The following is an 11,900-nucleotide window of genomic DNA, read 5'->3' as shown; positions in this document are numbered from 1 at the left end:
CGAGCCTGCTCGCGATGGACGACAACGATAACGCGTGCTGTCTGAATGATCGCCTTGTCCAGGTTTTTTCGTCGGAGCGCCGCCCGGAGCAAGCTTGCTCCTACTCCGACACCACAACCTGATTACGCCCCCGGGCCTTGGCCCGATACAGCGCTCTATCGGCATTGCTCATCAAACCATGCAGATCCTTGTCACTGGAATCCATGGCCGCCACCCCGACGCTGGCCGTTATGCAGTGCACCGGCCCGGTCATCAGCCCGGCAATGGAGTGCACCAGTTCCTCGGCAATGTTCTGCGCGGTCTCAAGAGACGTTTCCGGCAGTAGCACCGCAAATTCCTCGCCACCCAGCCGTCCGTACACGTCGGTTTCGCGAAATGACCGGCAGATCACCACCCCCATTTGCCGCAACACCTGGTCGCCGACCTGATGCCCATAGGTGTCGTTGATGTGTTTGAAGTGATCCATGTCCAGCATCACCGCACACAGCGGCAACTGATAGTTCTGGCAATGGTTATAGAGGCGCTGGGCATGTTCGAAAAACGCCCGGCGATTTTTCAGGCCCGTCAGTTCATCGGTTTGTGCGGCGCGGGTGGAAATGCTGTGCGCCAACTCCATTTCACGGGTCAGGCGGAACGCCGTTTCCAGGGCATCGGACAGCTTGCGCGTCGCGCTGCACACAAAGGACGCGAACACCAGGACCGCCAGGCCCATGCCGAGCTGAAGGGTCGACGACTGGAACAACAGCCAGAGGGTACAGGGCAACAACACCAGCGCGATGGACACCACCGTCATGTAGCGATAGGCCGAGTAGCAGGACACCGCGCTGACGGACATACCGACGGTAAACAACATGACCAGCGCCTGGGCCAACAGGTCGTTGGCCGGCATGACCGCCAGCGCGCCCCCACCCCAGATGCCGGCGGACAGCACCAGGGTGACCAGGTAGATGCGTTCCCAGCGTTGCGGTGTGCGCGCCGCTTCCGGGCTGTGGAAATAGACCAGGAACATCGTGATGCGCACCAGCGTCGAGGCCGTCAGCAGGGCCACCCACCAGGCAACGACGGTATGGTCGAAACGTTCCCAGCACAGCCAGCACAGCATGACCAGCGCGAGGAAACTGCCAAAAACCGCTGTTACCGATTGGCGAAACAGCTGTTGCAATCGGTCTGTACGCACCTGCTGGGCGATGAAGCGTTCCTGCTCGTGCCGAAATCCAAGGCCATCCATAGTGTTCGCCTGATAATGCTGCGGTGACGTGAACTATTGTGGCACATCGTTCACGAGCGCCTGCAAAACTCTGTGCTCGCTTGAAAGATTTCGCCTATCGGCAATCAATACTCGCGCTATTAGCTGACTTGCCAATCGGGGTCTAGCCTTACTGGCGTCGGCGAAGTCTGGCCGGCACAGACCTGATGCGAAGATAAGAATGAGTCAGAAACTGACCAGGCGTAGTGTGGGCCGTCATGATGGCAATTTGATTGCCACTGACAGCAATGCCCGCGTGACCGCATCGATCAGAGGATCGAAAAGCGGGTCCGCAAACCTGAGTCATTGATTCCGCTCGCTTCTATTGCAGGCCCGTACCGGGCCGGAAAGCTGAATGAACTCGACCGAGGGTAGCTCAGACATGGCAAATGAATCGAAATGCCCGTTCAATCATGCCGCCGGCGGTGGCACAACGAACCGCGACTGGTGGCCTAACCAACTGAATCTGAAGATCCTGCACCAGCACTCGTCCTTGTCCGACCCCATGGACGAGGGCTTCAACTACGCCGAAGCCTTCAAGAAGCTGGATTTTGCGGCAGTCAAAAGAGACCTGACTGCGCTAATGACCGACTCGCAAGACTGGTGGCCGGCCGACTTCGGTCACTACGGCCCGCTGTTCATCCGCATGGCCTGGCATGCCGCCGGCACTTACCGCACCGGTGACGGCCGCGGTGGCGCCGGTTCCGGCCAGCAACGCTTCGCGCCGCTCAACAGCTGGCCGGACAACGTCAGCCTCGACAAGGCTCGCCGGCTGCTCTGGCCGATCAAGCAGAAGTACGGCCGCAACATTTCCTGGGCCGACCTGATCGTGCTCACCGGCAACGTCGCACTGGAGTCCATGGGCTTCAAGACCTTTGGCTTCTCCGGTGGTCGTCCGGACGTGTGGGAGCCGGACGAGGACGTGTACTGGGGCTCGGAAAACAAATGGCTGGGCGGCGACGTCCGTTACGACAAGGGGCAAAAACCCGTACAAGCACCCGGCGATGTTCCACTGGTGGCCGAACCCGGGAAAAACGAGGACAGCCGTACCGACCAGGGCCGTAACCTGGAAAACCCGTTGGCCGCCGTGCAGATGGGTCTGATCTATGTGAACCCGGAAGGTCCGGAGGGCAATCCCGATCCGGTCGCCGCCGGCCTGGACATCCGCGAGACGTTCGGCCGGATGGCCATGAATGACGAAGAAACCGTGGCGCTGATCGCCGGCGGTCACGCCTTCGGTAAAACCCACGGTGCCGGTCCTGCCGATAACGTCGGGGCCGAACCGGAAGCCGCGGGCCTGGAGCTGCAGGGGCTGGGCTGGAAAAACAGCTTTGGCACCGGTAAAGGCGCCGACACCATCACCAGCGGCCTGGAAGTGACCTGGACCACAACGCCGACCAAGTGGAGCAACAACTTTCTGGAGAACGTGTTCGGCTTCGAATGGGAACTCTCAAAAAGCCCGGCCGGCGCAAACCAGTGGGTTCCGAAAAACGGTGCGGGTGCCGGCATTATTCCGGACGCCCACGACCCGTCCAAACGCCGCAACCCAACCATGCTGACCACCGACCTGGCCCTGCGCTTCGACCCGATCTACGAGCCGATTTCACGCCGTTTCCTGCAAAACCCGGATCAGCTGGCCGACGCCTTCGCCCGCGCCTGGTACAAACTGATTCACCGTGACATGGGGCCACTCTCGCGCTACCTCGGCCCGGAAATGCCCAACGAGGAACTGCTGTGGCAAGACCCGATTCCGAAGGTCGACCATGCCCTGGTCAACGACAGTGACGTCGCTGCGCTCAAAAGCAAAGTGCTGGCTTCGGGCCTGTCGGTCTCGCAGCTTGTTTCAACGGCTTGGGCGGCAGCTTCTACCTTCCGTGGTTCCGACAAACGCGGCGGGGCCAACGGTGGACGGCTGCGCCTGGAGCCACAGAAGTCCTGGGCCGCCAACCAGCCCGGGCAACTGGCCAACGTACTGGCGAAACTCGAAGGCATCCAGAAGGAGTTCAACGCCGGCGGCAAGAAAATCTCGCTGGCGGACCTGATCGTGCTGGCCGGATGTGCCGGCGTCGAACAGGCGGCGAAAAATGCCGGGCAAACCGTCACGGTGCCTTTCACGCCGGGGCGGATGGACGCGAGCCAGGAACAGACGGACGTCGAGTCTTTCGGCTTCCTCGAACCCATCGCCGATGGCTTCCGCAACTACCTGAAAACCCGTTACCGCGTAACGGCCGAGCACTTGTTGATCGACAAGGCGCAGTTGCTGACCCTGACTGCACCGGAAATGACCGCGCTGATTGGCGGTCTGCGCGTGCTCGACACTAACGTCGGACAAACCGCCCACGGCGTCTTCACCACCCGCAAGGGCGCGTTGACCAACGACTTCTTTACCAACCTGCTGGACATGGGCGTGGAATGGAAACCCACCTCGGACACCAATGAGGAATTCGAAGGTCGCGACCGCAAGACCGGCCAGCCAAAATGGACCGCCAGCCGCGTGGACCTGGTCTTCGGCTCCAACGCACAACTGCGGGCCCTGGCGGAGTTCTATGCCAGTTCCGACAACAAGGAGAAATTCGTGAAGGACTTTGTGGCGGCGTGGACCAAGGTGATGAATCTGGATCGCTTTGACCTGAAGTGAAATAGCAGGCAGGACCAATGGCCACCCCGGCATTCAATGCCTGGGTGGCCATTTTATTTCTCGGACCTGACGACAGCTTCTACAAGGGATCAATCTGATCCAGCACCCGATTCGCCGTGATCTCCGCCAACATGATGCTGTTGGAAATCCCCAGCAGCGCATTGCGCGATCCACCGTCCAGATGATCCACCAACTGATGGACCATGACATCCACCGAAGCCAGCGTCTCGACCAGATACACCATCAGGGTTTCGATCGTGGTCTCCGGGTTCACGGTAAACAGGGTGCTGGGTGTACGCGGGGTGGCTTTGATGTCGGCGGTCGAGGGGAAGTGGAAATCGAGGGCGCGTTCGGCGGCTTCGTTGAATTTTTTGGAATCGGGGTCGTAAGGAGATGTGGGGGCGGTGTCCGGGGGATTGGGTGTTGGTTTGAACATGGATGAAGCTCCTGGAAAGAATGAGGAGTCACCATCCTTCGCTACCAAACGAGGGTGGTGGCCATACACAGGTTGGTAGACCGGTCCAGGAACCCGGCGCATCCGAAGACGCCCTGCGCACGGCCACCATAAAAGCAGAGTTGAATCAGCCTCTGCAAAAGGCAGCACTGCGCACCTGAAAAAACCGGGCTACCAAACCCGATCGCTGTTTTCAGCGACCGGCAAACGATAGAACCCGGGTCCCAGGCGCACAAGCCGGCGGATTCTGGCGTAACCGTAGGCAACGACGCAAGGCTTTGTAGCTTTCAGGAAATGAGCGTGAGACCCGTTAAACACGCGGCTTCTGATGATGTTTAAAAAGTAGATGAACGCCCTGACTGCAGGAGCGAGTTCGCTCGCGAAAATCGTCCAATCACCTCAAGGCGAGTGAAAAGAAGTCGCGGTAATCTTTGTGATGCATCAAGGCAAAATAATCTGAAGCTGGAGCAGCGTAGAAGACCAGTAAGTGTGTGAGATGTACCAGGCGAGGGCTTGATCTTCACATGAGCGCCTTCTGCGTATTGAGGAGCGGGACCGCCGATGTGTAGTGACTACCCCGTTCGGTCGTTTTCTGCCCCTCGCGACAGGCAGAAACGGCCAAAAGCAGTCGTTGAACTGTTGCCCTGGCTTCGAATCATCAGGATTACTGCAACCGACAAGGAGTAGATAAGCATGCCCCTTCAACGCCTGAAAACGCATATGGCCAGGCGTTGACTATGTCTGTGAGTTCCTTCTCTCGCTTGTCATTGCTCGAATCAAAAGAACCGTCATGATCCCGTGCAAGACGACCACTGGCCACAATAGAACCCCACGCGAATCTCCCGAAAAACCAACGTAGGCGAGATAAAGCGTAGCGGCTGCGTTATAGATCAACATGCCGAGCATTGCTGGTCCGGGCCAGCAGGTGATGGCCAATGCGATGAGGGCAATGCCGGCCACGCGGACAATGACGCCCGTTAGTTCGATGCCAAGCAGAAGTTGCCCGACCAGCGACGGGACAAGTATCAACGCTACGCCAGTGGCTGCCTCGATGATCGCGGCGAAAATAAGCAGTCCTTTCATCACATGGGCGCTCCGTCCCGGGCTGTATAGGTGCAAGACTGGACGGCCCTGGAGAAATGGTTAATCCGATTGCTACTAAGCCTTAGTGCCTATCGTGATTAGCCTTGGTGGAAAGTTCCGGTACAGCAGTAATACTCCACTCTGCTGCGAAAACTACTCGCAGTATAACGTGGGGCAATAAGTCATGAACTTGGGTGTATGTGAAGCGAAAGAATCTCGAATTCCGTTAATCAAGCGATGCCTTCGCCAGCCGTTATTGCACTTTCTAATCGCCGGTTTTGCGCTCTTTGTAATGTACGGAGGTTTACACCGCTCAACCCTTGATCAGGATCCGCAACGCATCGAAATCACTCCTGAAGTTGTTCAGCGGATCGCGATTTCCTGGCTGGCGCGATGGCAACGACCCGCATCGGAGCAACAATTGCAGGGCCTGATTGATGAGTATGTGAAAGAGGAAATCCTCTATCGCGAAGCACTGAAACTTGGCCTGGATAAAGACGACACGATTATTCGCCGCCGACTGGCGCAAAAAATGGACTTCCTCGCCGAGGATGTAGCGTCACTTCGCGAACCGGCACCCGGTGTACTTGAGACCTGGTACAACCAGCATCAGGACCAATATGCCCCGCCGCCACTTTTGACCTTCCATCATTTGTTTTTCGCCTTGGACAAACGCGGTGCCGATGCGCAAGCGCAGGCTCAGTCCGCACTAAGTGGACTGTCAGACAAAAACAGTGGTGAAGGCGATGCATTCATGTTTAAAAACGCCTACACAGAACAATCCCAGGATCAGGTGGCGCGGGTCTTTGGTTCAACGTTCGCCACTTCATTGTTCAAGCAAACGCCGGGGGGGTGGGTGGGGCCTGTGGAGTCGGGTTTTGGCTGGCATTTGGTCTGGATTGATGCGCTGGCCAAATCACCTCCTCCGCCCTTCGAAGCCGTGGCCCAGCAGGTCAAGTCCGATTGGTTGTCCGAACAACGCAGTGCATCGAAACGCGCGAATTTCGATGCATTGAGAGCACGCTATAAGGTCGAGGTTATGATACCGGCTTCCGCCGGTGCGATTGCCGCCACACTCACGGAGCGGCCGTGATGCGGTGCACGGTATGGCTGCTGCTGATGCTCTGGTTCGTAGGGCTAACGGCCATTGCCCATGAGTCGCGCCCCGCTTACCTGGAACTCAACGAAACGGCCGCCGGGCGCTATGACGTATTGTGGCGCACGCCTGTGCTTTCAGGCATGCGATTGCCGATTGCGCTCCGGTTTGCCGAAGGTGTGAGCACTGTCGTACAGCCCGTGGAAAGCGAACTGAACGATTCACTGATCGAGCGTCGGATCATTGATGCCGGTCCCGCTGGACTGGTCGGACAACGTATTGAATTCGTCGGCCTGCAAGCGAGCATCACCGATGTGCTGGTGCGTGTCTCGCGCCTGGACGGCAGCCTGGCGACCACTCTCGTCCACCCAGCGCATCCCTGGATTGAGATTGCTGCCACGCCGGGAGCGTTCTCGGTGGCCGGTATATTTCTGGTTCATGGCATCCAACACATCCTGGGGGGCTTCGATCACCTGCTGTTCGTCTTTGGTCTCCTGTTGCTGGTGGGTAATGGCTGGATGCTGGTGAAGACCATCACCGCATTCACCCTCGCCCATTCCATCACCCTGGCACTCGCTACACTGGGTGCGGTGCGGCTGCCCGGCCCACCTGTGGAAGCGACGATTGCGTTGAGCATTCTGTTGCTGGCGGTGGAAATCGCCCGCAAGAACCGTGACGAAACCAGTTTCACCCTCCAGTGGCCATGGGTGGTGGCGTTCTGTTTTGGCTTGTTGCATGGCTTCGGTTTTGCCGGTGCGCTGGCGCAAATCGGTTTGCCGCAACGCGACCTGCCGCTGGCGCTGTTCACCTTCAATGTTGGCGTCGAGATCGGCCAACTGATGTTCGTCGCCGTCGTGTTGAGCCTGCGCGCGCTGTTGCTGCGTTGTCGACTGCCACGACCCGCAGTCCTGTATGCCCGACCGATTGCTTCTTACGGGTTGGGCACGCTGGCTGCCTTCTGGTTTTTCGAAAGAGTCTCGAGTTTCTTGTCCTGAGTTGCACCCTGTCATTGCCGTATTCCGGAGACGTGGAATATGAAAAACCCTACACACTTCACCGCGCCAACACTGCTCGGTTGCGCCGTGTTAACTGTCAGCGCGCTGGCATTGGCAGAGGGCAACCCGGATCGCGAGGTTTACTTTGGCCAGACGCACTCGCACAGCTCCTGGTCGATCGATGCCTACCTGATCGGCAACCACCAGGTCGATCCCGAGCAGACGTACCAATACTCACTTGGAATGCCGATCAAGCATCCAATGGGGTTTGAAGTACAACTCAAGGGTCGCCCGCTGGATTTCCATGGCGTGACCGACCACTCGGAATACGTGGGCGTGATCGCCTTGGCCAACGATCCGAACTCAGACTTCAGCAAGCTGCCCATCGCGCAAAAGCTGATTGTCAAAACCCCGGAAGATTTCAACCGGGTGTTCAAATGGATCGCCGGCAGCTTGAGCCACCCGATCAAGGAGCTGATCGATCCGAAGGTCGCCGGCAATATCTGGCAGCAGAGCATCGCCATCGCTGACAAGTACTACAAGCCCGGAAAATTCACCACGTTTGTCGCCTATGAATGGACTTCAGCCCCCAACAATCAAAACATGCACCGCAATGTGTTTTTCCGCGACTCGAAGAAAGTGCCAGACCTGCCCTTCACGGCCCTCGATTCGGACAAACCGGAAGATTTGTGGGGCTGGATGGACGATCAACGCAAAAAAGGGAATGAGGTGCTGGCGATCTCCCACAATGCCAACCTCAGCAACGGCCTGATGTTTCCGGTGGACGTCGATGACCGTGGCCGCCCCATCGATGCCGCCTGGGCCGAGTCGCGGATGCGCAATGAATCCCTCACCGAAATTCACCAGGTAAAGGGCACCTCGGAAACCCACCCGGAACTGTCGCCTACAGACGAATTTGCCAATTATGAAGTCATGAGTTTCCTGCTTGGCATGGACAACAGCACGTCGAAACTCAATGGCAGTTACATCAGGCAAGCCTGGCAAAACGGCATGGCTTTGCAGCAAGCTCGTGGATACAACCCTTACAAAATGGGCGTGGTCGGCGCCAGCGACTCGCACAATGGGGTGATTCCTTATTCGCAGAGCTACAACTTCGGCTCCCACGGCTTTACCGACAGCACCCCGGCGGCGCGTCTTTCCGGCAAACAGAACTCGGGCATGATTGCCCTGCAAACCAGCACCTCCGGTCTGGCCGGCGTCTGGGCCGAAGAAAACACCCGTGAATCGATCTTCGATGCCATGAAGCGTAAAGAGGTCTACGGCACCAGCGGCGTGCGCATCCCCGTGCGCATGTTTGGTGGCTGGGGTTTCGACAACAGTGTGTGGAACGAAAAAGACTGGGTGCATGCCGCCTACGCCAAAGGCGTTCCCATGGGTGCCGACTTGCCGGCAAAACAGGGCAAACAGGTGCCGTCCTTCGTTGTGTGGGCGGTCAAGGATGTCGACGATGGCAACCTCGACCGAATCCAGATCATCAAGGGCTGGACCAAAAATGGCCAGACCTTCGAGAAGATCTACGACGTTGCCTGGTCCGGTGATCGCCAACTGGACCCGGTCACCGGCAAAGTCCCGCCGGTCGGCTCGACGGTCGATGTTTCTAAGGCAACCTACACCAATACCATCGGTGCCACCGAGCTGAAAAAAGTCTGGGTCGATCCGGATTTCGATCCGACCCAGCACGCGTTCTACTACGCCCGCGTGCTACAGATCCCGACTCCGCGCTGGAGCACCTATGACGCGGCCAAGCTGCAAGTACCGCCGCCGGCCGACGTCTCGTCAACCGTTCAGGAACGCGCGTGGACCTCACCGATCTGGTACACGCCGACAGCCGAGGACAGCCAGTCTGTCGCTGGCGGCAAAACCATCGATCAACTGAAAACCGAAGGCGCCAAAGCGCTCTCCAACGAGCAGTTGCAAGCCTTCGTAGTGGGCAAAACCATCAAGGTGCGCAATACCGTCACCGGCCAGACATTCGAAATCGTCTATGGCACTGACGGCCAACGCCTGGTCGCCAGCGTCGATGGCAATCCACCTGCGCAAGGGGAATACCTGAACATGCTGCATGGCGGTCAGTTTGGTGTACCGGCCAAATATGAAATCAAGGACGGGCACCTAGTGACAACATTCGGCGGCACACCCTTCGAGGCCACGGTATTCGAGCAAAACGGCAAATACATGGCGGCTCGCAGCAACGAGTTCGGCTATGTGAATTATGAGGTTGAGGAGGTCAAGTAGCGCCGAGATCTCTGCTTCATATGCAACACGCCTTCTGCCTTCACAGAATTTAGTTGTGTTGCATCGACCGGTTGAATCCACAGCCAATAGCGGTCACTCATTGATTAAAAAACCGAAGCAATTCACTGATAGCCCATTAGTAGCTTCATGTGTCTTACAACTCAAAAAACAGGCACAAACTCCGCACTCGAATACTCCATAGCTCTACCGTTAATCGCCTTATTGACCCTCCGTTCAAGCCTTCTACCTAGCAACGCTCTCGTCTGGGCTATCGTCGATAGGGTTGCCGATACGCGTCGAACACATCCGGGATACCGCCGCACTCAAGCCGGCAACAATCTGCATAGAGGCAGGACTGAACAAAATATCAGTTGCAGCATGCGATCCACCGGCAAAGGAGCAAGTCAAATGACATGCGTACGCAAGTGGCTTCCCAAAATCGCCCTCGTGGCGACCTCGCTCTTCACGTTATCAGGGACCGCTATAGCGGCCGACAAACCCAACATTCTGGTGATCTTCGGCGACGACATCGGTCAGACCAACATCAGTGCCTACGCCGACGGCGTGGTGGGCTATGAAACGCCGAACATTGATCGAATTGCCAAGGAAGGCATGAAGTTCACCGATTACTACGCCGAGAACAGTTGCACGGCAGGACGCTCGACCTTTATTACGGGGCAGTCGCCCCTGCGCACAGGTCTTTCCAAGGTGGGGATGCCAGGCGCGCCAGTCGGTTTGCAAGCAAGGGACGTGACGATTGCCCAGGCGCTCAAGGCCCATGGCTATGCAACCGGGCAATTTGGCAAGAATCACTTGGGGGACAAGGACGAATACCTTCCCACCAACCACGGCTTCGACGAGTTCTTCGGTAACCTCTACCACCTCAATGCCGAAGAGGAGCCTGAGCGCCCCTACTGGCCGAAGAATAATGCGGCATTCCTCAAGGCAGCCTCGCCTCGTGGGGTGATCCATAGTTTCGCCGACGGCAAGATCGAAGACACAGGTGCACTGACCAGCAAACGCATGGAAACCATCGATGACGAGACCACTCAGGCCGCCATCAGCTTCATCGAAAAACAGGCCAAGGCGGACAAGCCCTTTTTCGTCTGGATGAATACCACGCGCATGCATGCTTTCACCCATATACGCGACTCGATGAAAGGCCAGAGCGGCATGGCCGGCAATGATTACGCCGACGGCATGCTCGAACATGACGGCGACGTGGGCAAGCTGCTCAAGAGCATCGACGACCTCAAGCTCGCCGACAACACCATCGTGATCTACACCACCGACAACGGTCCTAACCAGTGGTCCTGGCCGGATGCGGCGACCACACCGTTCCGCAATGAGAAAAACTCCAACTGGGAAGGTGCTTACCGGGTTCCGGCGATGGTCCGCTGGCCTGGGAAGATCAAGGCTGGCGCTGTGTCCAGTCAAATGTTCTCCGGACTGGACTGGTTCCCTACCTTGTTGGCCGCAGCGGGAGACACTGATATCAAGGACCGCCTGCTCAAGGGCACCGATGTCGGAGGAAAGAACTTCAAGGTCCATCTCGATGGTTTCAACCAACTGGACTACTTGACCGGGAAGACCAACCAAAGCGCGCGTAACGAGTTCTACTATTTCAACGATGATGGCGCTCTGGTGGGCATGCGCTACGACAACTGGAAAATCGTCTACTGCGAACAGCGCGCACCGGGCGGGCTGAAGGTATGGAGCGAACCCTTTACCTGCCTGCGCGTGCCGAAGCTATTCAACTTGCGCATGGACCCCTACGAGCGCGCCGATGTGGTGTCTGATCAATACTATGACTGGCTGACAAAGAACGACTACCTGCTGTTTGAGGGAACCCAAAAAGCCGCAGCCTTCTTGCAGACCTTTGTCGATTACCCGCCAAGCCAACGTCCGGCCAGCTTCAGCATCGATCAGATTCGCGAAGAGGTAGACAAGCAGATTGCGGAGAAAATGAAGCAGAAATAGAAAGACCTGCTCTCCAGCGTCCGCCTATAGGCGGACGCTTTCTACTCCAATGCCTTATCTTTCTGAAAAAATAAATCTGTCCCCTTTACGTTTTCTCCGCGCCCCCCCGTTTGGAGAGGGTGAGGAACGACCAAGCGCGGGGCAGTATCCAT

General features: G+C 57.5%; 8 protein-coding genes. 5 read left to right on the top strand and 3 right to left on the bottom strand.

Annotated elements, in window-relative coordinates:
* Nucleotides 1-100 precede the first annotated feature (100 nt).
* Nucleotides 101-1,228 carry a GGDEF domain-containing protein gene (locus tag LAB08_RS10730; RefSeq protein WP_096512228.1) on the bottom strand — a complete coding sequence of 376 codons (1,128 nt, stop codon included), beginning with the start codon at nt 1,226-1,228 and terminating at the stop codon, nt 101-103.
* A 400-nt stretch (nt 1,229-1,628) separates the two neighbouring features.
* On the opposite strand from LAB08_RS10730, the gene katG reads away from it, so the two are divergent.
* A complete protein-coding gene (gene katG / locus LAB08_RS10725; protein WP_096512229.1) occupies nt 1,629-3,884 on the top strand; it encodes a catalase/peroxidase HPI in 2,256 nt (751 codons plus the stop codon).
* 79 nt (nt 3,885-3,963) lie between these two features.
* Here katG and LAB08_RS10720 read toward each other — a convergent pair whose 3' ends face one another.
* Nucleotides 3,964-4,320: a DUF6124 family protein gene (locus LAB08_RS10720; protein ID WP_096512230.1), complete on the bottom strand. Its 357-nt coding sequence runs from the start codon at nt 4,318-4,320 to the stop codon at nt 3,964-3,966.
* A 753-nt stretch (nt 4,321-5,073) separates the two neighbouring features.
* Entirely contained in the window at nt 5,074-5,421 is a 348-nt protein-coding gene (locus tag LAB08_RS10715) for a hypothetical protein (RefSeq protein WP_096512231.1), read from the bottom strand.
* A 184-nt stretch (nt 5,422-5,605) separates the two neighbouring features.
* On the opposite strand from LAB08_RS10715, the gene LAB08_RS10710 reads away from it, so the two are divergent.
* The 4 genes from LAB08_RS10710 to LAB08_RS10695 all read left to right on the top strand — a co-directional run bounded on the left by LAB08_RS10710 (nt 5,606) and on the right by LAB08_RS10695 (nt 11,748).
* Nucleotides 5,606-6,514: a peptidyl-prolyl cis-trans isomerase gene (locus tag LAB08_RS10710; protein WP_096512232.1), complete on the top strand. Its 909-nt coding sequence runs from the start codon at nt 5,606-5,608 to the stop codon at nt 6,512-6,514.
* Nucleotides 6,514-7,512, top strand: coding sequence for a HupE/UreJ family protein (locus LAB08_RS10705; protein ID WP_096512233.1), 999 nt, complete (start codon nt 6,514-6,516; stop codon nt 7,510-7,512). Before LAB08_RS10710 ends, LAB08_RS10705 begins: the two co-directional genes overlap by 1 nt.
* 39 nt (nt 7,513-7,551) lie before the next feature.
* Nucleotides 7,552-9,768: a DUF3604 domain-containing protein gene (locus LAB08_RS10700; RefSeq protein ID WP_096512234.1), complete on the top strand. Its 2,217-nt coding sequence runs from the start codon at nt 7,552-7,554 to the stop codon at nt 9,766-9,768.
* A gap of 408 nt (nt 9,769-10,176) precedes the next feature.
* Nucleotides 10,177-11,748 (top strand): arylsulfatase, encoded by a 1,572-nt coding sequence (locus LAB08_RS10695; protein ID WP_096512235.1) that lies wholly within the window; start codon nt 10,177-10,179, stop codon nt 11,746-11,748.
* Nucleotides 11,749-11,900 lie beyond the last annotated feature (152 nt).

Origin of the sequence: Pseudomonas izuensis (genome assembly GCF_002356535.2) — a bacterium.
GTDB lineage: Bacteria > Pseudomonadota > Gammaproteobacteria > Pseudomonadales > Pseudomonadaceae > Aquipseudomonas > Aquipseudomonas izuensis.
This window is presented reverse-complemented; position numbering and strand designations above follow the sequence as displayed.